We start from the raw sequence: 25,805 nt of genomic DNA on the forward strand, positions 1-25,805 counted from the left end.
CTACTCTCCGGCTGCCTGTGTCCCGTCGGCGTTCAACCCGACGATTGCCGATCTTATCGCGGGAAGTTGTGCCGGCGCCACGGAAAAATGTCGAAGGCCGACGGCAAGCAGTTCGGGCACCCGGCGCGGATCGCTCGCCATGTCCCCGCAGATGCTCACCGGTCGGGCGCCGGCAAGTTTCGTCGCCTGGGATAGCAGGCGCAGGACCGCCGGTCTTGCCCTGTCGCCATAGGCCGCGAAGTCGGAACTGTCGCGGGCCGCAGCCGCAAGATACTGCGCAAGGTCGTTGGTGCCGAAGGAAAAGAAGTCCGCCGTCGCAAATGCATCGAGCATCAATGCTGCGGCCGGCACTTCGACCATCATGCCGATCGGCGGAATGCGATGAGGGACGGACCGCCGCTGAAATTGCGCGGCTTCCTCCCGGAACATCTGCCGCATCTCGTCGACTTCGGAAGGGAAGGTCACCATCGGCAGCATAACGCGAAGGTCGCCGGAAGTGGCCGCGCGCAGCAGCGCGCGCGCCTGCACCCGCGCAATTTCCGGCCGGGCGAGGAGCAGCCGGATACCGCGGGGACCCATTGCAGATTCGGAGTCCGGCTCGTCCAGCCCTGCAAGCCTCTTGTCGCCGCCGACGTCCAGCATTCGGATGGTGACGGGTTTGCCTGCTGCCCATTCCAGGACGTGACGGTAGATCGCCAATTGCATGTCTTCGTTGGCGGCATCGGCGATCGAGGTTACGGCAAATTCGGAGCGTATCAATCCAATGCCGGCGATCGTCGCAGGGCCAATGAAATCGAGCTCGGCGGGATCGTTGAGATTGATCATCAAGCGGACGGGCACGCCGTCTGCAGTGTGAACCTCGCCGCCATCGGCAGTGCCCCCATTGCGCCGCGAAACCTCAGCGCGACCCGGGGGGGCGGATAGGGACGGCTCGAGCACTCCCCCAAGGATGATGGCGCCCGCGTCGCCATCAACCCCGACGCGGCATCCTTCTGCAATGCCAAAGGGTCCGCTGCCAACGACCATCGGTATCGACCTGGCGCGGGCGAGCAGGGCAACATGGCCAACGGCGCTACCGTTGAAGAGGGCGACGCCGCCGCCCGCCGACCAGTCATGCGCGAGGAAGCGGCTTGGCTCCATATCCCCACCGACGAAGATCGACCCGGCGGGAAAGCCCTCGACCCTGATGCCGGTCAATACGCCGAGGACGCGGTTCTTGACGTCCAGGATATCGATCGCGCGCGCGCGCAAATGTTCCTCCTCGGCAGCCTCCAGCTCGTGGATGTATCCGTCGAGGGTGCCGACCCAGGCGAAGACGGCGTTCATACCAGCTTCCATGCGCGCGCCGGTCATTTCCATGATCGTCGGATCGCGAAGAACCTCGACTTGGAAATCGATGATATCCCTGCCTTCGGCGCTTATGCCGCCGGTAAGGCCTTCAAGCTCGCCGATCGCCGTCTCGATGGCTGCCGCCAACGCTTCTTTTGCGGAAGCGGTCCCCTGGCGAGGTGCTAGCGGCGTCTTCTGCTGCTGCGCCAGATAGGCCGGTCCGGATGCAAAGCCGGGAGATGCGCTCGTTGCCTTGAGCCTACGCAGGTCGGCCATGCTTCTTGTCCTCATCGAAATTGCGTTCGATGAGCTCCTTCAACGCGCGGATCGCCTCCTCCGCAAGGATTCCGTCGGCCCTTATTCTGAGGATCGATCCCTTGCGAATCCGGGCGCCCATGATCTTGATGATGCTCTTGCCGTTCAGCCAGACATCGCTGCCGTTCACAGCGACCTCGATCGAGCACGGAAACGACTTGGCAAGTCGCGTGAACGCGACCGAGGGGCGGGCATGTAGTCCTACACCATGCTTCACTTCCACCTCCGTCTGGCAGCTGGCGTGCAGCGGGTCCACTTCTCGTATGTCGTTGCGCAATCCGCGGGTCATCAGGGCGAAAGCTCCTCGGCAGTGGCGACGACCTTCGCCAGTGAGGCGCCTCCGGAGGCTTCCGCGGCCGCGATGACCGCGCCTTCCACCAGCGGGGCGTTGCAGATGGAGACGAATTTCGAGCGCGGTGAGCCCAACATCTCGATCGCCATTTCGCTGTTGGTTTCGGCGCCGCCGAGATCGACGAAGATGGCAACTCCGGCATCGGACCACGCCGCTTCGATCGCCCGCAGAATGCCGCCGGCATCGGTACCGAGTTCGCCGCGAACATTGCCGCCGGACCAAGCAAGCGGCACGCAGTCGCCGACCATCTGGCGCACCATGTCGGCGATGCCCTGCGCCACAAGCGGCGAGTGGGAGACGATGACGATCCCCACATTTGCGGTCTTTTCATTCATTCCGGATGGTTCTCCTCGAGATAGCGGCAAATGGCCGTGGTCAGCAACGCGCAGCTCGAAGCGCCTGGATCCACGTGGCCGATCGAACGGTCGCCGAGATAGGACGCACGGCCGCGCATCGCCTTCATGGGAGCGGTGAGGTCGGCCGAGAGCTCCGCCCGCCGGGCGACATCGGTTAGAGGCGAGCGCTGTGCTACAGCGTCATGGACCGGATAGAGCACGTCGAGCAGGGTCTTGTCTCCCGGATGCGCGCGTCCGCGACGGGCAACGGCGTCGATCGCCTGCTTCAACACGACTGGAAACTCCTCTTCCCGACCCTGCTTGCGAAGCTCCCGGCCCATTTCCATCAGCAGTGTTCCATAGAGAGGACCGGCAGCACCGCCGATGCTCATCACCAGCGTCAACCCGATCTTCTCTAGGGCGTCGGGGAGTGGCAGGCTCGCGAAATCTTTCTCTTCGGCGCTCACCGCCTCGCAGCCGCGCTGCATGTTGGTGCCGTGATCGCCGTCGCCGATTTCGCGATCGAGCGCACATAGATGATCGCTGTTTGCCGCGATGGTCGCGCGGCAAGCTTCGATCAGTCCCGCAACCAGCACCGGCTCCGCCTGCACCTCAAATCCTCCCGCTCGCGACGCGTACTTACGCCATAGCTGCCGCGATCTCAAATGCTCTCGCAACCGCGACCGCGCCAGGATCAGGCACTCCTTCCAGATCCTGCTCGCCGATGTAGGAGGCGCGCCCGGCCCTTGCCTTCCTCATCGTCTTCGTCGACTCCGCGCCCGCTGCCGCTGCCTTCGCCGCCGCCGCGACATTGCCGGAGGTTAGGGCCTCGAGCGCCGGCGCAAGCGCATCGACCATCGTCCGGTCGCCGACGCCCGCCCCACCATAGAACGTCATCCGCTCAAGCCCGGCAAGGAGTGCCGCAGCGATATCCCGTTTTTCGGCCATTGCCTTGGAAGCGGCGGTAAAGAAGATCGACAGCAGTACGCCGCTCGATCCGCCCATGCTGGTGCTCAGGATCTCGCCGATCGACGCCAGGGTAGCGGACGGATCCTTCAGCGGCAGCATATCGAGGCGGGCAAGCACGCTGCGGGCGCCGGTTGCGACCGTGGATCCCGTATCGCCGTCCCCGACGCGGGCATCGAGGCGGTTGAGGTCGCTCTCGAGGGAGACGAGATGCTCGCAAAGCGCCGTGATCAGACCGCGGCTCCGACCGTCGTCGCTGGCGGCAACGTCGGCATTCGACCGGCCTGGCGTCCGCGGCGCCGCGATGACGGCGATCGGGTGGCGTTCGACCGCAGGCACCCAGGCGTGTGGCTCGACGGCCGCCAACAGCGCCGCCTCGCGGGCCGAGTCCAACCGGATCATGGACAGCGAGAATCCATTCATGTTCAGTGCGGTCATCATCGGCGCCGGACCAATGATCAGCTTGACGTGGCCGGCAAGGGACGAAGACAGGACGGCATTGGCGATGACGCCCATTTCGAGAGGCGGCACTGCTCCGAGGTTGTTTATGAGCACGGCGTAGCTTTGCGTGCCGTCGACTTTCGCTGATAGCCGCTCGACCATCGTGGCAACGATATCGACGACCGGCTGCAGGGCAATGCGCTCCGCACCCGGCTCCCCGTGGATGCCAAGACCAAGTTCGCCCTCGTTCGCGCCAAGGCGATCTTCATGAGCCTGTCCGGGCACGCTGCAGGCGGAGAGCGACATGCCGAGCGAAACGATATCCGTCGCCGCCGCGCCCGCGTGAGCAGTAACCGTTTTCAGATCAGCGCCAGCGTCGGCGTGGTATCCGGCGATCTTGTGGACGAAAAGGGTACCCGCTACGCCGCGCGGCTGTGTGATATCGGGGATGGCGATATCGTCGGCGACGATGACCATCTCGACGTCGAAACCTTCCGCGCGGGCCTTTTCAGCGGCAAGCCCGAAATTCAGGCGGTCGCCGGTATAGTTCTTGACGATCAGCAGGGTGCCTTTGGGCCCGGTTACCGCTCGGATCGCCGTCAAGACGGCGTCTACGCTTGGCGAAGCGAAGATATCACCGGATACTGCTGCCGTCAGCATGCCCTTGCCGACGAAACCGGCGTGCGAAGGCTCATGGCCGGCGCCGCCGCCGGAAATGATCGCCACCTTCGATTTGTCCCAGTCCGCGCGCAGGATCACCTTGATCTCGGGAAATGTGTCCAGGCGGGCAAGATGGCCGGCGCGGCTTGTCGAAAGCAGACCGTCCAGGGCCTCGGTGACGATGGTTTCCCGGCGGTTGAAGAAATGTTTCATTGATTGAGACCCATCAGTTTTTGCATGCCTGGTTTGGTTCAGTTTCCCATCTTCAGCCGAGCCGCTGTCCGCCCGCGTCGAAATAGAGCGGATCGCGCAGCGTCAGTTTGATCCGGTCGCCCGGCCGGATAGCGAGGTATGGATCGGCCAGGGTGACGAGCTTGTGATCGCGAACGCGAATGTGCAGATGGTTCTGGTCTCCCAGGTGCTCGATCCAGTCGACCTGCGCATTTGCGTCCTTGCTGGCCACAATGTCCAAATGCTCGGTTCGTGCGCCGATCGTCTTCGTCCCTGCCGGAGGATTGCCACCCGGCAGCAAATCGGCGGGCAGGAGATTGATGTGCGGCTGGCCGAGGCGCGCGGCGACATGAAGGCTTGAGGGATTGCCGTAGATTTCTCGAGGCGTTCCGACCTGCATGAGCTCGCCTTCCGCGAAGATGCCGATGCGGTCGGCCATGGTCATTGCCTCCATCTGATCATGGGTCACATAGAGCAATGTCGAGCCCAGTTCCTTCTGGATTCGTTTCAGTTCCAGCCGAAGCTCGGCGCGCAGCTTTGCATCGAGTGAGGAGAGCGGTTCGTCCATGAGGTAGATCGCGGGCCGGCGTACCAGCGCCCGGCCGATCGCGACGCGCTGCATCTCGCCACCGGACAAGCGGGTGGCACGGTTCTCCAGCTTGTGATCGATCCTGACCATGCGTGCGATCTCGCGGACACGCCAGTCGATTTCGTCGTTCGCCAACTGTCGCAGGGGTGCCTTAAGCGGGAAAGCAAGGTTTTCGTAAACCGTCATGTGCGGATAGAGCGAGTATTGCTGGAAGACGAAGGCGACGTCGCGCTCAGCAGGGGCTTCGCCAGCGACGTTGCGGCCCGCGATCTCGATCCGCCCACTATCGGGCCTCTCAAGGCCGGCGATGAGCCGGAGGGTCGTGGTCTTGCCGGCGCCGGTCGGCCCGAGCAGGACAATGAACTCGCCATCGCGGATCGCAAGGTTGAGACCGCTCACGGCCTGGGTGTCACCGAAGCGCTTGTTTAGCCCCTTGAGAACGATGTCAGCCATGACGGCCCCCCGAATAGAGCGTTGAATCAACCGCGCGTCCGGACTTGCAGTCGAAAAGTGCGAGATTGGTGTGGTTGAATTCAAGGCCGACCGTTTCACCGACCCGGAAGTTGCGGTTTGCGGGAACGCGGGCCTTGATCAAGCCACCCCTGGTTTCGATTGCCACGATCTGGTTGGTGCCGAGATATTCGCTGCCGTAGACGGCGCCGCGCAGAAGCGAAGCGTCGCTGAAGCGAATATGTTCGGGGCGCACGCCGAGCGCCAGCTCGCCTTCCGCCACGTCCTGATGGACCTCGGGAACGGCGACGTCGACGCCATCGAGGCAAACGGTGCATGCACCTTTCTGCAGGCTGGCGGTGAAGCGCATGAAATTCATCGGCGGCGAGCCGATGAAATCCGCGACATACATGGTCGCCGGCTTACTGTAGATCTCCTGTGGCGTGCCGAATTGCTCGATGACCCCGTGGTTCATGACGGCGATCTTGTCGGCCATCGCCATCGCCTCGTGCTGATCGTGTGTGACATAGACAGTCGTCGCGTGGATGCGGTTGTGCAACTCGCGCAGCTCGTGGACCATCACCTCGCGAAATTCGGCGTCGAGCGTGCCGAGGGGTTCGTCCATCAGGAAGCATTTCGGGCGCCGCACGATGGCGCGCCCGAGTGCCACGCGCTGGCGGTCGCCGCCGGCGAGGCCGGAAACGGACCTGTCGAGAATGTGGCCGATCTGCAGCAGGCGCGCGGTCTCTTCCACGCGGCTACGGATTTCCGCCTTCGGCATGCCTTGCGAAAGCAGCGGAAAGCCGATGTTCTTGCGCACGTTCATATGCGGATAGAGCGCGAAGAGCTGGAAGACGAAGGCGATGTCGCGGGCACTGGCGCGATTGAAGGTGACATCCTCGCCGTCGAGGTAAATCTTGCCGCTGCTCGGCAGTTCGAGGCCAGCGATCATGCGAAGCGTGGTTGTCTTGCCGCAGCCGGACGGCCCGAGCAGCGCCAGGAACTCGCCGTCATGGACGACGAAACTCGAATCCTGGACCGCAACGAAGCTGCCAAACTGCTTGCGGAGATGCTCGATTCTGATTTCGGCCATGGCTCACTCCGGAAATTTCGAGACGAGGATGAACATCGCTGTGCCCGCAAGCAGGATGATCAGCGAGTAGGTATACAGCACCAGCAGGAAGGGCTGGAACAGCATCAGGAAGCCTGCCGCGATCAGCAGGGTCGCAATGTTTTCCATCGGGCCGCGCCGCAGATAGAACGGTCGCTTCCGGCGGGCGGGGCGGGGCGTTTCGATCGAATTCGTCATTTGCGGACCGCTCCAAAGGTAATGCCGCGAAGCAGCTGCTTGCGCAGGAGGATGGTGAAGACGAGGATCGGCAGGAGAAAGATCGTCGTTCCGGCCGCAACGGCCGGCCAGTCCTGTCCGCCTTCGCCGATGATCGTCGGGATGAAGGGCGGCGCGGTTTGCGCGTCGCCCGAGGTCAAAAGTGCGGCGAAGGCATACTCGTTCCAGGCAAAGATCAAGCAGAAGATCGCAGTCGCCGCGATACCCGTCGTTGCCTGCGGCAGGACCACCTTGCGGAAGGCCTGCAGCCGCGTGTAGCCGTCGATCATCGCGGCCTCCTCGTATTCGCGCGGGATTTCGTCGATGAACCCCTTGAGAAGCCAGACGGCGAGCGAAACGTTGACCGCAGTGTAGAGCAGGATCATGCCGATCGCCGTGTCCGACAGCCCAAGCTCCCGGTACATTAGGTAGATCGGGATCGCGACGGCGATCGGCGGCATCATGCGCGTCGACAGTATGAAGAACAGCAGGTCGTCGGCGAGCGGCACGCGGAAGCGGGAAAAGCCGTAGGCGGCGAGCGTTCCGAGCAGCACGGCGAGGAAGGTCGAGCCGAAGGCAATCACCAGCGAATTGACGAAGCGCGGCAGGAAGTTCGATGGGCCGGCGATAACCATGTTGCGCTTGCGGGTCACCTCATCGCAGGTGCCAACCGGCTCTGGCAAAGCGGCGATATATTCCGGGGTCTGCCGTGTCCGCGTGGTGAAGAGATTGCAGTAGCCTTCGAGGGAGGGCGTGAAGACGATCTTCGGCGGGTAGCTGATGGAATCCGGCGGAGATTTAATGCTCGTCAGGAAGATCCAAGCCAAGGGTATCAGCGTGATCAGCGCATAGAGGATGACGATCGCGCTGGCGACCCGCTTGCTGGTGAGACTCGGCTCGACGACCGAATGGGCGGAGTTGACGGAGCTCATCGTTGCTTCACCTTGTTGAGAGCCTTGACGTAAATGTTGGCGAGGCCGAACACCGCGACGAAGAGAACGATAGCGAAGGCGGAGGCGCGGCCGGTTGCCCAGCTTTCGAACGCCGCGCGCTTCAGGGTGATTGAGGCGATCTCGGTGATCGAGCCGGGCCCTCCGCCAGTCAGCAAGGTCACCATGTCGAACATCTTGAAATTTTCGATGCCCCTGAAGAGGATGGCAAGCATGATGAAGGGCAGCGCCATCGGCACTGTGATCGACCAGAACTGGCGCCATGCCGAGGCACGGTCGACCTCCGCCGCCTCGTAGATATAGTCCGGGATCGAGCGTAGGCCGGCCAGACAGATGAGCATCACGTAGGGAGTCCACATCCAGGTATCGACGATGATGATCGCCCAGGGCGCCAGCGAGACGTCCCCCAGCATTCTGATCTCGGAGGTCGGAATGCCGCTGACCAGCGACACCGCATAGGCGAAAAGGCCGATCTGGGGCTCGTAGAGAAAGCGCCAGAAGTTGCCAACCACGGCGGGGGAAAGCATCATCGGGATAAGGATGATCGTCGTCCAGAAGGCGTGACCGCGAAATTTGCGGTCGATCAGATATGCCAACATGAAACCGATCACCGTCTGCAGCAGGATCGTCCAGAAAACAAAGTGCGCCGTGGTCTGCATGGCTTGCCAGATGTCCGGATCCGTCAGGACGCGCTCGTAGTTCCTGATGCCAACACCCTCCACCACGGCATTCGGCCGGTTGGCGCGGTAATTCGTGAAGGAGAGATAAATTGCCCAGACCAGCGGGAAGATGTTGATCGCGAGCAGCAGGATGATGGCGGGTGCGATGAACACCCAGGCGATCGCTCTATCCGACAGGCCGCGGACGCGTCGGGCAAGCGCTGTCGGAGTTGCCCTTGCCGTGGCGGCCGCGGTGCTGTCGACGATGGAGGAGGGGGAAATGGTCAAGGCGTCACCTGAACTCTGTGGATATGAGGAATCGGGCGGCCCGGTTCTTTTGCCGATCCGGGCCGCGATCCAGAGACGGAGGCTGCGTGGGCGGTCAGACACTAGATCTTGCCGTCGTCCTTAAAGACTTCCGACCAATCCTTCACCAGGCCATCAAGCGCTTCCTGAGCGGTGCCGTTGCCGGCCACGACGTAGTTATGAACGCGCTTCTGCATATCCTGGAGGAGGGTTGCGTAGCTCGGCTCGGCCCAGAAATCCTTGACGATCGCCATCGAGTCCAAAAACGCTTGGGCGTAGGGCTGGCTGGAGGCAAAGTCCGGTGCATTGACGACCGATTTCAGGCAGGAGTAGCCGCCGAGTTTCCACCATTTGGCCTGGACGTCAGGCTGGGCGAACCACTTGATGTATTGCAGTGCGGCGTCCTTCTTGTCGGAATAGGAGACGACCGAGATGCCCTGTCCGCCAAGCTGAGCGAAATGCTTCTTTTCAGCCGGATTGGGGAAGAAACCGATCCGGTCGCCGCCGACCTTCTCGTCCTTGTAGAGACCGGGCCAAGTGAAGGCGAAGTTCATTTGCATCGCGACCTGGCCGGATTTGAAGGCATCGGCGGACTCCACCATGTAAACGTTGGAGCTGCCGGGCGGTGTGCAGCAATCATAGAGCGATTTGTAAAATTCCAGGCCCTTGACCGCGTCGGCCGAGTTGACGAAGCCTTCCATCTCGTAAGGCTTCTTCGGGTTGTCGTACTGGAAGCCCCAATCATAGAGGACGTTGGTCACGCCCATGGTGATGCCTTCCGAGCCCCGCTCGGTGTAGATCGAGGCACCATAGACGGTGTTGCCGTCGATCTTGCGCTTCTGAAAGAACTCGGCAATCTGCTTCAGCTCGTCGTAGGTCTTCGGGGCCGCGAGATCCCGGCCATACTTTTCCTTGAATTCCTTCTTCAGTTCCGGTCGCTCGAACCAGTCCTTGCGATAGGTCCAGCCGACCACGTCGCCCATTGCGGGCAGCGCCCAATAGTTGGGGGAGTTCTTCGGCCACTCCGAATAGCCCACGACCGTCGCCGGCACGAAGTCATCCATCTTGATGCCTTCCTTGTCGAAGAAGTCGTTCAGCTTGACGTAGTGGCCATTCTCGGCCGAACCCCCGATCCACTGGCTGTCGCCGATGATGAGATCGCACAGCTTGCCATGGGAGTTCAGTTCGTTGAGAAAGCGGTCGGCGTAGCTCGTCCAGGGAACGAACTCGAACTTCATCTGGGTGCCGGTCTTGGCGGTGAAGTCCTTCGACAATTCCACGAGCGCGTTCGCCGGATCCCAGGCCGCCCAACAGAGTGTCAATTCATCAGCCTTCGCGAGGCTGGGTAATGCCGGCGACAGCGCAAACGCCGAGGCCAGCCCAAGAAGGGCTTTCGATCTTTTCAGCATAAGTTCCTCCCAGAACAAAGCCGGCTCCCCGCCGGCGCCGCAAGTCCATCCACTTCAGAGAATGCTCACATGAACTCCTCAACCATCATGTTTAGCAATATGTTTAGTAATAGACAATTTTATAAACATTGCAAGCAGGTTTTGTTGCTGCAGCGCACAGGGCCGACGCGAGCGCTGCCGTGAGCTTGAGGGGGTTAGCGCAAACGATGTTGGACCGGGCTTCCGCGCAGTGCCGCTCCGGATCCCATGCAGCTCGGCCACGGCACGGATACGAGCGAGTCCGAGGCCGCCAGCGGGGTTGGCTCAGTTTTCTTGATACGGTAGAGACGTCGGACCGTTGTCCGCTCGAGCAGAGAAATGCCGGGACCATTGTCGGACACCTCCGCGATGACAGAGTCAGCATGGTTTTCGAGCGACATCCTGATCTGCGTCCCGGCGCGCAATGCCAGATGGCATTCTCGACCCGATTGGAGAACATTAGACGGGCACTCGGCCCCCGAATTCCAGCCGACCCGACATATTTTCACGCGCGAGATGAAGTGCACCCCGAATTTGTGCCAGCGGGAGCTGGAATTTTCGGGGTTACGGCTCAGCGCGGCGGGGGTGCCGATGAGCCGTTCATGAGCGAAATCGGCACCTTGTTGCCGATCGCGCTATGTGGCCGGAACTCGTTGTAGTCTCTACGCCAATCCTCCATCTTCGCCCGCGCGTCGTCATCCGCCATTGCGATGCAATGGCGTGGGCTCATGAACCAATGAGCGTTCAGGCACTCGGCGCGGAACTTGCCATTGAAACTCTCGATGTAGCTGTTGTCGGTCGGCTTGCCAGGCCGGGAGAAGTCGAGCACCACGCCCTTATGGTAGGCCCACAGGTCGAGGTCGCGCGAGGAGGAAAATCATGAGCACGAACTATATCGTGATTGAGGACTGGCACATTCTGACCGAAGCCGAGGCGATCGCGGTTGCAGTCAACCGGTATGGTGAAGATGAAACCACGTCGGTTGCCTATTGTGCACTTGAGACGTGAGGCGATTGTGGTGACCCAGAGTACCGATTCTGGTTCGGCTTGTTTCTCAAACTCATACAGCGGGAGCATGTTGGCTGGGCCTAGTGATCATGACGACGGCTGTGCCATTCTTGTTCGCCGGACATTTTGTGGACGTCGCATATCAGCACAGCTTACCTATCCAGTTGATTTATTCTTTTGTATCTTCGAGCCGATCACGCTGATTTATTAAGGCTGATTTATTAAGATAGTCAGCGACAAACGCATCATCACATGCGCGCGAACCGCATCCGGATCGCTGCCTTCCGGCGCAAAGACCCGTCGCTCATCTGCCAGTTCAACGACAAAATTAGGCTCGGCATCAAACGCCCTTAAGCCAGGCATCTAGGCCCTTGGCTGCCGCACGCCCGGTCGCAAAGCAGGCAGTGAGGAGGTAGCCGCCCGTCGGCGCTTCCCAATCGATCATCTCGCCGGCAACGAACATGCCGGGGAGCTTCTTCAGCATGTATCCGTCGTCGAGTTCACCCCAACGGATGCCGCCGGCCGACGAAATGGCTTCGGCGATCGGCCTTGGCCTCAGCAGAGGAATCGGCAGGGCCTTGATCAAGCACGCAAGTCTTTCTGGATGAGAAAGCGAAGTCGGATCGGCAAGCTCGCGCAGCAAGCCCGCCTTGACGCCTTCGATGCCGGCACCCTTGCGCAGGCGATTGGAGAAGCTGGCTTTGGGATCCTGCCGCGCCAGATTGCGCGCCAGACGCTCCTCGTTTCGGCCGGGTGCTAGATCGACAATGAGCGATGCGTCACCCTTTCTCGCCAAACGATCGCGCAGCGAGGCGGCATGCGCATAGACGAGACTGCCCTCGATCCCGGCTTTCGAAATGACGAACTCGCCGGGGAACGTTCCGGCCTCCGATGTCGCCGTGACGGCCTTGAGGGGTTCGCCGGCAAAGCGCTCCCTGAATGGCGCACTCCAGGTCACGTCGAAACCGCAATTGGCCGGCTGAAAGGCGGCGATATCGATCCCCTTGTCGCGAAGCCAGCTGACCCATGCCGCGTCCGAACCCAGCCGGGCATAGCTTGCACCGCCGAGCGCGAGCAGAACGGCGTCGTGTCGGACAGCCTCGCGTCCCCGCGGCGTTTCGAACAGCAGGCAGCCATCGTCGAAAGCGCACCAACGATGCCGGGTCAGGATGGTGACGCCTCGCGCCTCCAGCCTCGCCAGCCAGGCGCGCAGGAGTGGGGATGCCTTCATGACTTTCGGGAAGATGCGTCCGGATGAGCCGATGAAGGTTTCGGTTCCCAGGCCCTCCGCCCAGGCCCTGACGTCATTGGGGCCGAATTCATCGAGCGCGGCGCGCAATCGGGTCGAAGCTGTGCCGAACCGGTCGGCAAAAAGATGATAATCTTCCGAATGAGTGATGTTGAGACCGGACTTCCCCGCCAGCAGGAACTTGCGCGCGACCGTCGGCATGCTGTCGTAGACCACGATGCGATGACCGAGCAGGGATAAGGTCTCCGCCGCCATCAGCCCCGCAGGTCCGCCGCCTATGATTGCGATTTGCTTTTCAGTCATGCTCGTCCGCTGCCGCTTGCCTATTGCTCTCTAGGACCGGACCGGGTGCGAAAGCAAGATCGTTGCGGTCTTCCGGCCGATTTGGCGCTTCGATCCGGCCGGTTCCGGCGAAAGCGCCAAGCCCCACGTTTTCGGGCGCTTTGCCGCCATATGCCCATTTAAACCGATATAACCATATGGTTACTATAGCCCGAGATTCGCCAGGGACTGTCAACTTATGCGATGATCGGTTACTTATCGGCGTCAGGAAAGACCGCATAAGCCCTATGAAATGCCGCCGGGAGCCATGATGTCGGAAGCCAAAATTGTGAAGCGCAGCGCAAAGAGCGCAGACCCAGCGAATGCAGAAAAAGCGACCGCGCGCGCAGCTCCGGAACGGCCTCGGCTTAGGGATGCGGAACGCACCAGCAAGGCGATCCTCGCAGCCGCGACCAAGGAATTTGCCGAGCGCGGCTATGGCGGCGCGCGCGTCGATGCCATTGCCGAACGCGCCAAGATCAACAAGCGGATGCTCTACCACTACTTCGGCGGCAAGGATGCGCTCTACGTCGCCGTTCTGGAGGGCAGCTATATCGCCATCCGCTCGGCGGAGGCGCGGCTCGATCTCACGCATCGTTCGCCCGAGGACGGCATGCGGGACCTTGTCGTCTTCACCTGGCAGTATTTTCTGGATCATCCAGAATTCCTCGGGATTCTCAGCACGGAAAACATGCACAAGGCGCGCTTTCTTAAGCGCTCGGCGCGTATTTTCGAGCTGCATTCGCCGCTCGTCGCCGAAATCTCCGGCTTGCTCGACAGAGGTGCTGCAGTCGGCGTGTTCCGTGCCGGTTGCGATCCGGTGAAAATCTATATGAGCATTGCGGCACTCGGCTCGTTCTTCCTGACGAACCGCTGGACGCTCTCGACGATCTTCCGCCGCAACCTCTCTGAAAAGGCCGAAATCGATGCGTGGGGCGAGCATATCGTCGACGTCATTTTCGCCTACCTGCGCCCCTAGCGCCGGATAGTTTCAGGTCCAACCGGCCTAGAAACTGAATCCGCGCTGGAATCAAATAAATAGAGTATGGTGTCGTCCGAAAACTGCTTACACGTTTCGGCATCGTGCTCTGAGCGCTTCATCTCGACAAGCTGATGGTCACACATCCCTGTTGCCGCGACCATTGAGGATGGTCGTTGACAGCATCGCTTCCTCATGCCAGTTATGTAACTATATAGTTATTTACGGGAGGAAGAACTCATGGCAACGAAGCCGATCGGCATCATCATGCACGGCATTACCGGCCGTATGGGCTATAACCAGCATCTCGTGCGCTCCATCCTGGCAATTCGCGAACAAGGCGGCGTCCTGCTGTCGAACGGCGACAGGCTGATGCCCGAGCCGGTTCTCGTCGGCCGCAATGCCGAAAAGATCGAGGCCGTTGCCCGCAAGCATGGCCTTTCCAAGACGACGACCGATCTCGATGCCGCTCTTGCCGATCCCAACAATACGATCTTCTTCGATGCCGGTTCGACGCAGATGCGTGTCGAGCTTCTCGAGAAGGCGATTGCCGCCGGCAAGCATGTCTACTGCGAAAAGCCAATCTCCGAGACGCTCGAGGAGGCGTTGTCGGTTGCCGCTTCGGCCGAGCGCCGCGGCGTCAAGAATGGCGTCGTCCAGGACAAGCTGTTCCTGCCGGGGCTGCGCAAGATCGCCATGCTGCGCGATAGCGGCTTCTTCGGCAAGATTTTGTCGGTGCGCGGTGAATTCGGCTATTGGGTCTTCGAGGGCGATTGGGGCGTCAAGGCGCAGCGCCCTTCCTGGAACTACCGTAGAAAAGACGGTGGCGGCATGATCCTCGATATGCTGCCGCATTGGCGCTACGTGCTCGACAATCTCTTCGGCGAGGTCAAGTCGGTCAGCTGCCTCGGTGCCACCCATATTCCAAGCCGCGTCGACGAGAACGGCAACACCTATGCCGCCGATGCCGACGATGCTGCCTATGCCACTTTCGAGCTCGAAGGCGGCGTTATCGCCCATATCAATTCCTCCTGGGCGGTCAGGGTTCGTCGTGACGATCTCGTCACCTTCCAGGTCGACGGCACGCATGGTTCGGCGGTCTGCGGCCTGATGCGCTGCTGGACGCAGCATCGCGTCAACACGCCAAAGCCGGTCTGGAACCCGGATCAGCCGCAGCCGATCAATTTCTTCGACACCTGGGAAGAGGTGCCGGACACGCAGGCCTTCGACAATGGCTTCAAGGCGCAGTGGGAGCAGTTCCTGTGCCATGTCGCCGAGGACGCGCCGTGGAAGTTCACGCTACGCGAGGGCGCCAAGGGCGTGCAGCTGGCGGAGCTTGCGCAAAAGAGCTGGGCGGAGCGTCGCTGGATCGACGTGCCCTCGCTTTCGGTCCGCTAGGAGGCTGGTCTGATGACGAAAAGCCTTCGCTTGCCGATGGTGGACGGCGCCATCGCCGCCTTCACTCCCGCCAACGAGCCGCTGATTGCGCCCGTGAAGCCTGCGGGCGGTCATCATTTCAATCGCGTCGCCTATGCTGCCGCACATGTCGTGGTCGACGCGTTTGCCGACAACGATCCCTGGCTCGACCGAAATATCGATTGGGAACGCACCATCGCCTTCCGTGAATATCTTTGGGGTCTCGGCCTCGGCGTGGCGGAAGCGATGGATACCGCGCAGCGCGGCATGGGCCTGGACTGGGCCGGCGCGAAAGAGCTGATTGCTCACGCTCAGTCGGCGGCCCGCGGGCGGCCGGATGCGGTGATCGCCTATGGCGCCGGCACCGATCACCTGCAGCCCGGCCCCGATGTCACGATCGACGATGTCATTCGCGCCTACGAGGAGCAGATTACCTATGTGGAAGGGCAGGGCGGCCGCATTATTCTGATGGCAAGCCGCGCGCTCGCCGCCGCCGCCAAGAGCCCGGACGACTATATCCGTGTCTACGACCGCATCCTCGGTCAGGTCAAAGAGCCTGTCATCATTCACTGGCTCGGCTCGATGTTCGATCCGGCGCTGGCAGGCTATTGGGGATCGGCCGATGACATGCAGGCCATGGAGACGGCGACTGCAATCATCAACCAGAATGCTGCCAAGGTCGATGGCGTGAAGATTTCGCTGCTCTCGGCGGAAAAGGAAATCGTCATGCGCCGCCGGCTCGATCCGTCGGTGAAGATGTATACGGGCGACGATTTCAACTATGCCGAACTGATCGCCGGGGATGAACAGGGCTACTCGCACGCATTGCTCGGCATCTTCGATGCTGTCGCGCCGGCCGCAAGTGCGGCGCTTGCAAAGCTTGCTCAGAACGATCTCGACGCCTTCCATGCGATCCTTAAGCCGACCGTGCCGTTATCGCGCCATATCTTCAAGGCACCGACGCGCTTCTATAAGACCGGCGTCGTCTTCCTCGCCTACCTCAACGGCTTCCAGGACCATTTCCAGATGCTCGGCGGTCAGCAGAGCGCCCGCTCGATCCAGCACCTTTCCGAGCTGTTCCGCTTGGCGGATGCGGCGCGCGTGCTGCGCGATCCGGATCTGGCGACCTATCGGATGAAGTCGATCCTTGCCACTGTTGGCATCGACTAGAGCATGATCGGGGGAGGATCATCACGATGGCCATAGAGGGTCTGTCCATCAATCTGGCGACGGTGCGCCAGCAATATGACATGCGCCAGGCGGTCGAAGCATGCCTGAAGCAGGATATCGTCGCGATCGCTCCCTGGCGCGATCAGGTGCACAAGATCGGGCTTTCGGAAGCCGCGCGCATCGTTGCCGACAATAAGCTGAAAGTAACCGGGCTTTGCCGCGGCGGCATGTTTCCCGCTGCGGACGCCGAGGGCAGGACGGCTGCAATCGACGACAACAGGCGCGCGATCGATGAAGCAGCCGCGCTGAATGCCGATTGCCTCGTCCTCGTCGTCGGCGGATTACCGGCGGGATCGAAGGATATCGCTCATGCCCGCGAGATGGTGGCCGACGGCATTGCCGCGATCCTGCCGCATGCCCGAAGTGCGGGAATTCCGCTGGCGATCGAGCCCCTGCACCCGATGTATGCGGCCGATCGCGCCTGCGTGAACACGCTGGAGCAGGCGCTCGATATCTGCGATCTTCTGGGCGATGGCATCGGTGTCGCCATCGATGTCTATCATGTCTGGTGGGACCCGAAGCTCTATGAGCAGATCGCTCGTGCCGGTGCCGGCCGCCGCATCCTGGCGCATCACATCTGCGATTGGCTGGTGCCAACGATGGACCTGCTGCTTGATCGCGGCATGATGGGCGATGGCGTCATCGACCTCAAACGTATTCGTACCGAGATCGAGAAGGCGGGTTTTTTCGGCCTGCAGGAAGTGGAGATCTTCTCTGAGAATAATTGGTGGAAACGGCCGGGCGAAGAGGTTCTTTCCACCTGCATCGAGCGTTTTCGCACCGTTTGCTGAGATACAGCCCTGCAGGCGGAGATCGGCAAAAAAACCGGGCCAGCAAGTGGCCCGGCGATATCTCGAAGCGTCGATGCGGCGGCTTATTCGGCCGAAACGATCTTGCCGCCTTCCCACTTGTAAAGCGAGAAGCTCTGCGAGGTCAGGTCGCCGGTTTCGCCATAGGTGACTTTGCCGATGGCGGTATCGACCGGTTCGCCCTTCTTCAGAGCAGCGCCGACGGCTTCGGCATCATCCGCCTTGCCGGCTTTCTCGATGCCGGCCTTCAGCACTTCCACGGCGGCATAGGCGTTCAGCGTGAAGGCTTCGGCCGGAATATTGCGTGCCTTCAGGGCGGCAACGGCGCTCTGCGAAGCCGGGTTCTTCAGGGCGTCGGACGCATTGGTGAAGAGCGTGCCGGCGGCGGAATCGTTGGCGATCGCCCAATATTCGGTGTTGGACAGGCCGTCGCCGCCGATGATCTGAGCCTTGACGGAGATGTCGTGCAACTGGCGGGCCAGCAGACCGGCTTCCGGATGGTAGCCGCCGAAGTAGATCACCTCGACGCCTGCCTGTTTCAGCTTCGTCGTCAGGGCGCTGTAGTCTTTTTCGCCGGCGGTCAGCGAATCGTTGACGGCTTCCGTGACGCCACCCTTGTTGAGGGTCGCCTTGAAGGCGTCCGCCAGGCCCTTGCCGTAGGCGCCCTTGTCGTTGAGGATGGCGATCTTCTTGTCCTTGAAGTTCTTCACCACATATTCGGCCGCGACGGTCGCCTGCTGGTCGTCACGACCGCAGGTGCGCAGGATGTTGGTCAGGCCGCGATTGGTCAGATTCGGAGCCGTCGCGGTCGGCGTGACCATGAGGATACCGTTTTCAGAGAGTGCGTCCGAAACCGGGATGGCAACGCCCGATGTGACCGGGCCGACGACGAAGCGGATGCTCTCGCCGACGAAGCCGTTGGCGACGGATACGCCCTGCTTCGGGTCGCCGGCGTCGTCGCCAAGCTTCAGAACGAGCTTCTGGCCGAGAACGCCGCCGCTCTTGTTGATTTCGTCGACGGCGGTCTGTGCGCCATTCTTGACCTGTTCGCCATAGGCCGCGACCGGGCCGGTCAGCGGTGCGATGAGGCCGATGGTGATGTCCGCATGCGCGAGAGGTGCGAAGGCCAGCGAAGCGACGAAGGTCGCGGCCGTCAATGTCTTCAGACTCATGTTAGCTCTCCTTGGATAGGCGCGGCAGCGCCCTTTGAACCCGCCCGCAATCGCCTGTCTCGACGCGCAAACTGCCGTGTGGCGTTCTTTTCAAGAAGACAGAACTGATATCAAGCCGATGAGCCCTTTCGGACATTTTTTGATCTTGAAAGCGCTCATATGGGTATTTTCTGTAGGAATATTGCGACGATTCCGCAAGAAAATAACCGTCGCAAAGACAATTTAGACGATTTTTCGTGAAATTTTGACGACGGGTGGTTGTTGTATCTTCGCCGTAACATTGTTGCCGTCGCAGCACAGCTTAGGTACCTTTAATCGGTCACGGCATCGCGCCAAGCTTGCCGATAGCGTTTCAGCCCGCGAAGCTCGGCGCGGATGGGCGCATTCTCCGCGATGGCAGCCAGCCGAATGCCCGTTAAAAGGGCGGCACCCTGGCTTGTTCCCGTCGAACCCGGCAAGGCGATGACATCGCTAGACGTCACCGCGGCCAGGGCGGTGAGATAGGCGCGATTGAACGCAAACGGACCCTCGACGAAGATCGGCCCCTTGGCGCCGATCAGATCGAGGCAGGCATTCGTCATCAGCGCAAGGTAAAGGCTGACGGTTGCGAGCCGTTCGGCGATATCCGTCGCATTGCCGATCCATTGCATTTTCCTGCCCGGAAAAGGCCCGGATCCCTCGACCACATTGGGCAGCAGCATGAGGCCTTTCTCGATCACCGCTTCAAGGGCGCCCTCGACGGCGTCTGGCGATGCGCTGCCGATTTCGGCAGCCAGAATCTCAAACTCGCGACCGCCCATGAAACGGGCTGACGGCACGGCGCGGCCGTAGACGTCGACGTTGGCGAGCGCATCGCGCTTGGGATCGAGATGATCGAGATCGCCGCCAACGCCGAAGCTGATCACCCACGTCCCCGTCGAGACGACTGAGAAGGGGGCTTCGTTCTCGACCAGATGCGGCAAAAGCGAGGCGTTTGAATCATGAATGCCGCAATAGACGGGCACCGGCTTCGTGAGCCCCATATCTGAGGCAAGTGCTGGCAGCACCGGCCCGAGCGCATCGAAAGCCGAACGAACCGGTGCCATCAGTGCGCGAATACCAAGAGTGTCGACCAGAGACGAATAGCTTTGCGTGGTCGGGTTCCAGAGATCGGTGTGGCAGCCGAGCGACGTCACCTCGTTGGCGGCGATGCCGGTCAACCGGAATGCCCAATATTGCGGATAGGTGAGGATCGTGGCGACGCGGGCAAAATCGACCGGAAAGATGCTTTTCAGATAATGGATCTGCGCGCCGACATTGAGCCCGACCGACAGTCCGGGCGAAAACGTCTCGGCGAAGTCCGGCCGCAATTGTGCATAGGAGTCCTGAACGGCTTGGGGATAGCCGTGCTCATAGTCGAGAACCGGCATAGCAAGGCTGCCATCGGCGGAAAGCAGCACGGCGGAGGCGCCGTGCGTGGTGATCGAAATGGCATCGAATCCCGGTGTGCCGGCAAAGCCCTTGAGGGCAGAGACGATGAAATCCCACAAGCCTTCGATATCGTAGTGCGGGTAGGTGCCTGATTTCAGAACGCTGTTTGCGGTCCTGACGGCGGCGATCTCGGCGCCTGTTCCAGCATCGAGCACGACGACCTTGGCGTTGGTCTTGCCGATGTCGATGACGGCGATATGGCGGTAGGCGGTCGCGTTGCTCATGGCAGATAAAAGACCGTGACGAGATCGCTCTGAACCGGCGAATTGTCGGGATTGGTCGCCATGATATCGGCCATATGCGCCCACCATCTTTTCATCACAGGGTGCTCGGGCAGGCTTATCATGGTGTGATCCTTCGGTCGCGTCAGCACGCCGAAAAGCGTGTTCGTCTGGCGGTCGAGATGAATAGAGTAGTCGGTCACCCCGGCCTGATGCAGCAGCTCCACGAGCTCGGGCCAGATTTCATCGTGGCGCTTCCTGTATTCCGCTTCCATGCCGGGCTTGAGCGTCATCTTGAAGGCGTGGCGTTCGAGAGCTGATGTCATTTGGAGCTCATGGTCTTGATGCGCCGGGCAATGATCGGCAGCGCGATGGTGATGATGAGAAGAAGGCCAATGAAGATCGACATGACGATGCCCGGAACGTTGAGCAGGCCGAGGCCGAAGGTGACCAAGCCCATCACGAAGGCGGCAATGACGACGCCGCCGATCGTCCCCGAGCCGCCAAGGATCGATACGCCGCCGAGTACCACCATGGTGACCACCTCCAGCTCCCATCCAAGCGCGATCGAGGGGCGCGTGGAGCCGAGGCGCGAGGTGAGACAGACGGCGGCAATGCCGCTCATCAGGCCGGTCATGAGAAACAGGATGAACTTGACCCGCTCGACCGGGATGCCCGAGAAGCGCGCGGCAAAGTCATTATTGCCGATGGTATAGACCTGCCGTCCGAAATTCGTCGCGTGCAGCAGAATTGCGAAGGCAATCGCCAAAACGATAAACAGCACAAATTCGAACGAGAAGACCCAGACGACATAGCCCTGGCCGAAATAGGCGAAACTATCCGGATAGTTGCCATAGGCCTGATCGCCGAGCACGATGTAGGAGATGCCGCGAAACAGGCTCATCGTGCCAATGGTGACGACGATCGACGGCAGTTTCAGCACGGAAACCAGGAAGCCATTGAAGATGCCGCAGGCCAAGCCGACGCCGAGGCCGATCGCGACGAGGCCGGGCGTGCCGACGCCAACTTGCGCCGCAGCGCCCATGGCCGTCGAGGCGAGCGCGATGATAGCTGCGACCGAAAGGTCGATCTCGCCTGCGATGACGAGCAGCGCCATGGCAAAGGCGATCATCGCCTTTTCGGTGAAATTGAATGTCGCGTCCGAGAGATTGTAGGGATCGAGGAAATAGGGAGAGGCCAGCGAATTGAAGATGAAGATCGCGACCGCGACACCGAGGAGCAGCGTTTCCCAGCTTGCCATGATGCGCTTAAAGGGCGTGCCGAGGCGATCCGGAATGGCACGCTTTTCCGCGGTTGCCGTTTGCGAACCGTTGCTCATGCGTGTGCTCCCTGGCTGGCGGTGTCCTTGGCGGCCTGATCCCGAAGGATGATGCGGCCGCGATTGCGTTCACGCCGGGCGTTGAAGACGACGGCAAGGATGATGACGGTCCCGGAGATCGCCATCTGCGTGAACGGTGAGATACCGATGACTGGCAAGGCATTCTTGATGACGCCGAGGAAGAGGGCGCCCAATACGGCGCCGGCGACGGAGCCGACGCCGCCGGCGATCGAAATGCCGCCGATGACGCAGGCCGCTACGCTATCGAGCTCGAAACCGTTGGCGATATCGACATAGGCGACTGCGTAGCGCGACACCCACAGATAGCCGCTGAGCCCGGCGAGCGCGCCGGAGAGAACGAAGGCGAGGAAGCGCGTCCAGCCGACGTCGATGCCGGCATAGACGGCCGCCACCGGATTACCGCCGCTGGCATAGGCCGAGCGCCCGAACTGCGTGTAACGCAGCACCAAATACATCATCAGTACGATCGCAATGCCGATCCAGGCAAGCACGGGCAGGCCGAGAAGCAGCGTGCGCGGCACGTTCAGGAAGATCGGCGTGAACTGGTGGGCATTGACCCAGGCGCCGCCCGACAGTACGAAAGCCATGCCGCGATAGATCGTCAGGGTGCCGAGGGTGACGACGATCGGTGGGATTTCCAGCGCCCAGACGAGATAGCCGTTGATGGCACCGAGAGCCGCACCCATCAGGATTGCCATCACGACGAGTGCGACCAGCGGAATGTCGGGATAGGCGGCGTTCAGCATCGCAACCGCCATGCCCGTTAAGGCCAGGTTGGCCGCGACGGACAGATCGATCGACTTCGTCAGGATGACCGTCATCTGGGCAAGCGCCAGGATGATCAGGATCGACGTGTCGTTGAAAATATTGGCGAGATTGGCGGGCTCGGCAAAGCCGGCCGCACGCGTTGTGAAGCCGGCGATCATCACGGCGATGATGATGGCGAGCAGTGTCTCGCGCTTTTTGAGGATGCGTGGCATCCCGTCCCTCCCTAAGCATTTCCCGTGGCGGCGCGCACCAAGGTTTCCGGCGTCAGCCCTTCGCGCTCGAACAGGCCCGCGGACAGACCTTCCTTCATGACCAGCACGCGATCCGACATGCCGAGGATCTCGGGCAATTCGGAGGAGATCATGATGATGCTGAGGCCTTCGGCCGCCAGCTCGCTGATGAAGCCATGGACGGCGGCCTTCGAGCCGATATCGATCCCCTTGGTGGGCTCGTCCAGAATGATGATCTTCGGCTGTGTCGCCAGCCATTTGCCGATGACCACCTTCTGCTGGTTGCCGCCGGAGAGCGTTCCCACAGGCACGGAAAGGGCGGCGGCGCGCAGATCGAGCCGTTCGGCATATTTGCGGGCAAGCGCAAATTCATTGGCCGCCTTCAGGAAGCCCTTGCGCGAGGTGCGCCCGAGCGACGGCAGCGACATGTTCTGATAGATCGGCATCGGCAGCGCCAGTCCGTGGCGGCCGCGCTCTTCCGGCACATAGACGATGCCGGCGGCAATGGCATCCTGTGGCGAGTGCACCTGAATTTCCTGTCCGTCGAGTGTCAACCGTCCGGAGAGTGGTCTCGTGATGCCGAAGAGCGATTGGCAAAGCTCGGAGCGACCGGCGCCGATCAGGCCGTAGACGCCGAGGATCTCGCCGCGCCGCAGCTTGAAGGAAATGTCGCGGAATTCCGTGCGGTGACAGTATTTGTCAACCTCGAGGACGGTATTTCCAATGGTGACGGGCACTTTCGGGAAAGCGTCCTTGACGTCACGTCCGACCATCATGCGGACGATCTCGTCCTGGGGCGTCGTCTTCAGCTCGCCATGGCCGACGGCGCGACCGTCGCGGAAGACGACGAAATTATCAGCGATTTCATAGAGCTCGTCGAACTTGTGGCTGATGAACAGGATCGCCTTTCCCTTCGCCTTCAATCCCTCGACGATGCGGAAGAGATCGTCGATCTCCTTGCGGGACAGGGCGGCGGTCGGCTCGTCCATGATGACGATGCGAGCCTCGATCGACAAAGCGCGCGCGATCGCGACAAGATGGCGCTGCGCAATGGAGAGGTCTTTCAATCTGGTTGCGGGATCAATCGCGCTTTCCAGCGATTCAAGGAGTTGGCTTGACCGGCTGTTCATCCTCTTCCAGTCGATGGTGTGCCAGGAGGTACGCGGCGCATGACCGAGGAAGATATTTTCGGCGACGGTCAGCTCGTCGAAGAGCACTGTCTCCTGATGAATGGCGGTGACGCCGGCATCGATGGCTGCCTGCGCATTGGCAAAGGCCGTGGGCCTGCCGTCGACCAGGATCTCGCCTTCGTTCGGGCGATAGATACCTGTTAGGATTTTAACGAGTGTCGATTTGCCGGCGCCGTTTTCACCGATGAGGGCGGTCACCTTGCCGGGATAAAGCGAAATGCTGACGCCATCCAGCGCCTTGACGCCCGGAAAGATCTGGGAAATGCCGCGCATTTCCAGGATGGCTGCGTCACTTGCGGCAGGTGCATTCGCGACGGGTCGTTGAAGGACAGTGTTCATCAGCAATGTACCGGATCAATGAAACCAGGTCCGGCGGCTGAGGCCGCCGGAGAGCTGCGAATGCTCGTCTTCGATCAGAAAACCTTCGAGAACTGATCGATGTTCGAAGCGTTGTAGACGAACGGATCGGCCATGGCGGCTTCGCCGGTTTCGCCGACCTTGATCTTGCCCATGCGGCCGGCATTGATCTCGCTGCCCGGCTTGCCGTCGGTCTCGCCCTTGACGAGGCGATAGGCGATCTGTGTTGCGGAATAGCCGAGATCGATCGGGTTCCAGATCGCGAATTCCTTCGTCGCGCCCGACTTGATGGCGCCGGCCATTTCGGACGGCAGGCCGAGACCGGTGACGTAGACCTGGCCGATCTTGCCGGCATCCTTGACGGCCTGCGAAGCGGCAAGCACGCCGACGGTCGTCGGGGCGACGATGACCTTGACTTCGGGATGCGAGGTCAGGAGGCCCTGGGCTTCACGATAGCTCTTGTCCGAAAGGTCGTCGCCATAGACGGTCGTGACCAGATTGAGGCCCGGGAAATCCTTGAGCTGCTTCTTCATCTCGCCGATCCAGATGTTCTGGTTGGTCGAGGTTGTCGTGGCCGACAGGATGGCGAAATTGCCCTTGCCGCCGTCGAGATGATCCTTGGCGAGCGTCAGGCACATCTTGCCGATCAGCTCGTTGGAGGAGGGGTTCAGCTGCAGGATGCGGCCGGCCTTTGCGACACCGGAATCCCAGGAGATCACCTTGATGCCGCGCTGCGTCGCCTTCTTGAGAGCCGGGACAACTGCATCGGGATCGTTCGCCGAAATTGCGATGGCATCGACGCCCTGCGCGATCAGCGAGTTGATCACTTCGATCTGGCCTTCGGCCGTGGTCGAGGTCGGGCCGGTGTAGATCACCTGCACGCCGCCGAGATCCTTGGCGGCTTCCTGCGCGCCCTTGTTGGCGGCCTCGAAGAAGCCGTTGCCCAGCGACTTCACCACAAGACCGATCTTGACGTCCTTCGCACTTGCCGTGCCTGCCATCAGTGTCGCGGCGAGCGCGACGCCGATCGCCAGTTTCCTTGCTATATTCATGTCTCTTCCTCCCAAAGTTGATAGGCCATGCTCACCCCGCCTGCACCGCGCCTCATGCGACCGACGGGGAATCTTCCTCCTCGGCCTGGGCCGAAATATTTGCGATGACAAGCGAGATGCCCGCATCCTCGATCATGCGCACCGTCTCGGCGGTGACGCCATCATCGGTGATGATGGTCGAGACCTGTTCGAGCGGGCAGAGGATCAGGCTGGAGCGCTGACGGAATTTGCTCGAATCCACCATGACGACGAGTTCGTCGGCCTGGCGCATCAGCTTCTGCTCGCTCTGGATGACCAGCGCGTCGGCCTCCATGATGCCAAGCGGGCCGACGCCCTGCGCGCCGATGAACATGCGCCGCGCATAGAAGTTCCGGATCGTATCATTGTCGAAGGGCGACAGGATCAGGCTCTGCTCGCGATAGATCGCGCCGCCCGGCACCGTCACCGTATTCTTCGAATGCTTGATCAGATGTTCGGCAATGGCGAAGGAATTGGTCATCACCTGCAGCCGGAAGGCCGAAATATAGTGCACGAGCTGGAACGTGGTCGTGCCGCCATTGATGATGATCGCGTCGCCGGGGTTGCAGAGCTCGGCGGCCTTGCGCGCAATTGCACGTTTCCTGTCGATATTGACGG

24 protein-coding genes and 2 pseudogenes are annotated in these 25,805 nt (G+C 61.2%); 5 read left to right on the forward strand and 21 right to left on the reverse strand.

The window, feature by feature from the left end; translation table 11 throughout:
- The 12 genes and pseudogenes from ACPYOP_RS08950 to ACPYOP_RS09005 all read right to left on the reverse strand — a co-directional run.
- Positions 1-1,605: a putative PEP-binding protein gene (locus ACPYOP_RS08950; RefSeq protein ID WP_481410033.1), complete on the reverse strand. Its 1,605-nt coding sequence runs from the start codon at positions 1,603-1,605 to the stop codon at positions 1-3.
- Entirely contained in the window at positions 1,589-1,933 is a 345-nt protein-coding gene (locus ACPYOP_RS08955; protein ID WP_481410034.1) for an HPr family phosphocarrier protein, read from the reverse strand. Before ACPYOP_RS08955 ends, ACPYOP_RS08950 begins: the two co-directional genes overlap by 17 nt.
- On the reverse strand, positions 1,933-2,331 hold the full coding sequence (gene dhaM / locus ACPYOP_RS08960) for a dihydroxyacetone kinase phosphoryl donor subunit DhaM (protein WP_481410035.1): 399 nt from the start codon (positions 2,329-2,331) through the stop codon (positions 1,933-1,935). Before dhaM ends, ACPYOP_RS08955 begins: the two co-directional genes overlap by 1 nt.
- Positions 2,328-2,942 (reverse strand): dihydroxyacetone kinase subunit DhaL, encoded by a 615-nt coding sequence (dhaL, locus tag ACPYOP_RS08965; protein ID WP_481410036.1) that lies wholly within the window; start codon positions 2,940-2,942, stop codon positions 2,328-2,330. The genes dhaM and dhaL overlap by 4 nt, the downstream gene beginning before the upstream one ends.
- A 28-nt stretch (positions 2,943-2,970) precedes the next feature.
- Positions 2,971-4,611: a dihydroxyacetone kinase subunit DhaK gene (locus ACPYOP_RS08970; protein WP_481410037.1), complete on the reverse strand. Its 1,641-nt coding sequence runs from the start codon at positions 4,609-4,611 to the stop codon at positions 2,971-2,973.
- A gap of 52 nt (positions 4,612-4,663) precedes the next feature.
- On the reverse strand, positions 4,664-5,671 hold the full coding sequence (locus tag ACPYOP_RS08975) for an ABC transporter ATP-binding protein (RefSeq protein WP_481410038.1): 1,008 nt from the start codon (positions 5,669-5,671) through the stop codon (positions 4,664-4,666).
- The gene (locus tag ACPYOP_RS08980) at positions 5,664-6,761 is read right to left on the reverse strand and encodes an ABC transporter ATP-binding protein (protein ID WP_481410039.1); all 1,098 of its coding nucleotides are present in this window, start codon (positions 6,759-6,761) and stop codon (positions 5,664-5,666) included. The genes ACPYOP_RS08975 and ACPYOP_RS08980 overlap by 8 nt, the downstream gene beginning before the upstream one ends.
- A 3-nt stretch (positions 6,762-6,764) precedes the next feature.
- On the reverse strand, positions 6,765-6,977 hold the full coding sequence (locus ACPYOP_RS08985) for a hypothetical protein (RefSeq protein ID WP_481410040.1): 213 nt from the start codon (positions 6,975-6,977) through the stop codon (positions 6,765-6,767).
- Positions 6,974-7,927 (reverse strand): carbohydrate ABC transporter permease, encoded by a 954-nt coding sequence (locus tag ACPYOP_RS08990; RefSeq protein ID WP_481410041.1) that lies wholly within the window; start codon positions 7,925-7,927, stop codon positions 6,974-6,976. The genes ACPYOP_RS08985 and ACPYOP_RS08990 overlap by 4 nt, the downstream gene beginning before the upstream one ends.
- Positions 7,924-8,892, reverse strand: a complete 969-nt coding sequence (locus ACPYOP_RS08995; RefSeq protein WP_481410042.1) for a carbohydrate ABC transporter permease — start codon at positions 8,890-8,892, stop codon at positions 7,924-7,926. Before ACPYOP_RS08995 ends, ACPYOP_RS08990 begins: the two co-directional genes overlap by 4 nt.
- 101 nt (positions 8,893-8,993) lie before the next feature.
- Entirely contained in the window at positions 8,994-10,319 is a 1,326-nt protein-coding gene (locus tag ACPYOP_RS09000) for an ABC transporter substrate-binding protein (RefSeq protein ID WP_481410043.1), read from the reverse strand.
- Between the two features lie 589 nt (positions 10,320-10,908).
- Positions 10,909-11,205, reverse strand: a pseudogene (locus ACPYOP_RS09005) (integrase core domain-containing protein); the annotation flags it as partial.
- A gap of 11 nt (positions 11,206-11,216) precedes the next feature.
- Between ACPYOP_RS09005 and ACPYOP_RS09010 the strand changes: the two are divergent.
- Positions 11,217-11,429: pseudogene (locus ACPYOP_RS09010) on the forward strand (hypothetical protein).
- Positions 11,430-11,685: 256 nt separating this feature from the next.
- On the opposite strand, the gene ACPYOP_RS09015 reads toward ACPYOP_RS09010, so the two are convergent.
- Entirely contained in the window at positions 11,686-12,897 is a 1,212-nt protein-coding gene (locus ACPYOP_RS09015) for a TIGR03862 family flavoprotein (RefSeq protein WP_481410044.1), read from the reverse strand.
- A 289-nt stretch (positions 12,898-13,186) separates the two neighbouring features.
- On the opposite strand from ACPYOP_RS09015, the gene ACPYOP_RS09020 reads away from it, so the two are divergent.
- The 4 genes from ACPYOP_RS09020 (at position 13,187) to ACPYOP_RS09035 (ending at position 17,331) form a co-directional block, all read left to right on the forward strand.
- Positions 13,187-13,894 (forward strand): TetR/AcrR family transcriptional regulator, encoded by a 708-nt coding sequence (locus tag ACPYOP_RS09020; RefSeq protein ID WP_481410045.1) that lies wholly within the window; start codon positions 13,187-13,189, stop codon positions 13,892-13,894.
- A 240-nt stretch (positions 13,895-14,134) separates the two neighbouring features.
- Positions 14,135-15,292, forward strand: coding sequence for a Gfo/Idh/MocA family protein (locus tag ACPYOP_RS09025; RefSeq protein WP_481410046.1), 1,158 nt, complete (start codon positions 14,135-14,137; stop codon positions 15,290-15,292).
- Between the two features lie 12 nt (positions 15,293-15,304).
- A complete protein-coding gene (locus ACPYOP_RS09030) occupies positions 15,305-16,480 on the forward strand; it encodes a dihydrodipicolinate synthase family protein (protein WP_481410047.1) in 1,176 nt (391 codons plus the stop codon).
- A 26-nt stretch (positions 16,481-16,506) separates the two neighbouring features.
- A complete protein-coding gene (locus tag ACPYOP_RS09035; protein WP_481410048.1) occupies positions 16,507-17,331 on the forward strand; it encodes a sugar phosphate isomerase/epimerase family protein in 825 nt (274 codons plus the stop codon).
- An 83-nt stretch (positions 17,332-17,414) separates the two neighbouring features.
- On the opposite strand, the gene ACPYOP_RS09040 is transcribed toward ACPYOP_RS09035, so the two are convergent.
- The 8 genes from ACPYOP_RS09040 to ACPYOP_RS09075 all read right to left on the reverse strand — a co-directional run.
- Positions 17,415-18,521: a branched-chain amino acid ABC transporter substrate-binding protein gene (locus ACPYOP_RS09040; RefSeq protein ID WP_481410049.1), complete on the reverse strand. Its 1,107-nt coding sequence runs from the start codon at positions 18,519-18,521 to the stop codon at positions 17,415-17,417.
- A gap of 311 nt (positions 18,522-18,832) precedes the next feature.
- Positions 18,833-20,215, reverse strand: coding sequence for an FGGY-family carbohydrate kinase (locus ACPYOP_RS09045; protein WP_481410050.1), 1,383 nt, complete (start codon positions 20,213-20,215; stop codon positions 18,833-18,835).
- On the reverse strand, positions 20,212-20,538 hold the full coding sequence (gene rhaM / locus ACPYOP_RS09050) for an L-rhamnose mutarotase (RefSeq protein ID WP_481410051.1): 327 nt from the start codon (positions 20,536-20,538) through the stop codon (positions 20,212-20,214). The genes ACPYOP_RS09045 and rhaM overlap by 4 nt, the downstream gene beginning before the upstream one ends.
- Positions 20,535-21,551, reverse strand: a complete 1,017-nt coding sequence (locus ACPYOP_RS09055; protein ID WP_481410052.1) for an ABC transporter permease — start codon at positions 21,549-21,551, stop codon at positions 20,535-20,537. Before ACPYOP_RS09055 ends, rhaM begins: the two co-directional genes overlap by 4 nt.
- The gene (locus ACPYOP_RS09060; protein WP_481410053.1) at positions 21,548-22,552 is read right to left on the reverse strand and encodes an ABC transporter permease; all 1,005 of its coding nucleotides are present in this window, start codon (positions 22,550-22,552) and stop codon (positions 21,548-21,550) included. Before ACPYOP_RS09060 ends, ACPYOP_RS09055 begins: the two co-directional genes overlap by 4 nt.
- 11 nt (positions 22,553-22,563) lie before the next feature.
- On the reverse strand, positions 22,564-24,099 hold the full coding sequence (locus tag ACPYOP_RS09065; protein WP_481410054.1) for a sugar ABC transporter ATP-binding protein: 1,536 nt from the start codon (positions 24,097-24,099) through the stop codon (positions 22,564-22,566).
- Between the two features lie 74 nt (positions 24,100-24,173).
- Positions 24,174-25,169 (reverse strand): rhamnose ABC transporter substrate-binding protein, encoded by a 996-nt coding sequence (gene rhaS, locus ACPYOP_RS09070; protein ID WP_481410055.1) that lies wholly within the window; start codon positions 25,167-25,169, stop codon positions 24,174-24,176.
- 52 nt (positions 25,170-25,221) lie between these two features.
- A partial coding sequence (locus ACPYOP_RS09075) for a DeoR/GlpR family DNA-binding transcription regulator (RefSeq protein ID WP_481410056.1) occupies positions 25,222-25,805 on the reverse strand: 584 nt, incomplete at its 5' end.

It is taken from the genome of Rhizobium sp. KNZ2-6A, assembly GCF_056755475.1.

Bases quoted from the DNA above. Each gene is read 5' to 3' on its own strand.
- ACPYOP_RS08950 (WP_481410033.1), bottom strand. From the start codon at position 1,605: ATGGCCGACCTGCGTAGGCTCAAGGCAACGAGCGCATCTCCCGGCTTT.
- ACPYOP_RS08955 (WP_481410034.1), bottom strand. From the start codon at position 1,933: ATGACCCGCGGATTGCGCAACGACATACGAGAAGTGGACCCGCTGCAC.
- dhaM (WP_481410035.1), bottom strand. From the start codon at position 2,331: ATGAATGAAAAGACCGCAAATGTGGGGATCGTCATCGTCTCCCACTCG.
- ACPYOP_RS08970 (WP_481410037.1), bottom strand. From the start codon at position 4,611: ATGAAACATTTCTTCAACCGCCGGGAAACCATCGTCACCGAGGCCCTG.
- ACPYOP_RS08975 (WP_481410038.1), bottom strand. From the start codon at position 5,671: ATGGCTGACATCGTTCTCAAGGGGCTAAACAAGCGCTTCGGTGACACC.
- ACPYOP_RS08980 (WP_481410039.1), bottom strand. From the start codon at position 6,761: ATGGCCGAAATCAGAATCGAGCATCTCCGCAAGCAGTTTGGCAGCTTC.
- ACPYOP_RS08985 (WP_481410040.1), bottom strand. From the start codon at position 6,977: ATGACGAATTCGATCGAAACGCCCCGCCCCGCCCGCCGGAAGCGACCG.
- ACPYOP_RS08990 (WP_481410041.1), bottom strand. From the start codon at position 7,927: ATGAGCTCCGTCAACTCCGCCCATTCGGTCGTCGAGCCGAGTCTCACC.
- ACPYOP_RS09000 (WP_481410043.1), bottom strand. From the start codon at position 10,319: ATGCTGAAAAGATCGAAAGCCCTTCTTGGGCTGGCCTCGGCGTTTGCG.
- ACPYOP_RS09015 (WP_481410044.1), bottom strand. From the start codon at position 12,897: ATGACTGAAAAGCAAATCGCAATCATAGGCGGCGGACCTGCGGGGCTG.
- ACPYOP_RS09020 (WP_481410045.1), top strand. From the start codon at position 13,187: ATGTCGGAAGCCAAAATTGTGAAGCGCAGCGCAAAGAGCGCAGACCCA.
- ACPYOP_RS09025 (WP_481410046.1), top strand. From the start codon at position 14,135: ATGGCAACGAAGCCGATCGGCATCATCATGCACGGCATTACCGGCCGT.
- ACPYOP_RS09030 (WP_481410047.1), top strand. From the start codon at position 15,305: ATGACGAAAAGCCTTCGCTTGCCGATGGTGGACGGCGCCATCGCCGCC.
- ACPYOP_RS09035 (WP_481410048.1), top strand. From the start codon at position 16,507: ATGGCCATAGAGGGTCTGTCCATCAATCTGGCGACGGTGCGCCAGCAA.
- ACPYOP_RS09040 (WP_481410049.1), bottom strand. From the start codon at position 18,521: ATGAGTCTGAAGACATTGACGGCCGCGACCTTCGTCGCTTCGCTGGCC.
- ACPYOP_RS09045 (WP_481410050.1), bottom strand. From the start codon at position 20,215: ATGAGCAACGCGACCGCCTACCGCCATATCGCCGTCATCGACATCGGC.
- rhaM (WP_481410051.1), bottom strand. From the start codon at position 20,538: ATGACATCAGCTCTCGAACGCCACGCCTTCAAGATGACGCTCAAGCCC.
- ACPYOP_RS09055 (WP_481410052.1), bottom strand. From the start codon at position 21,551: ATGAGCAACGGTTCGCAAACGGCAACCGCGGAAAAGCGTGCCATTCCG.
- ACPYOP_RS09060 (WP_481410053.1), bottom strand. From the start codon at position 22,552: ATGCCACGCATCCTCAAAAAGCGCGAGACACTGCTCGCCATCATCATC.
- ACPYOP_RS09065 (WP_481410054.1), bottom strand. From the start codon at position 24,099: ATGAACACTGTCCTTCAACGACCCGTCGCGAATGCACCTGCCGCAAGT.
- rhaS (WP_481410055.1), bottom strand. From the start codon at position 25,169: ATGAATATAGCAAGGAAACTGGCGATCGGCGTCGCGCTCGCCGCGACA.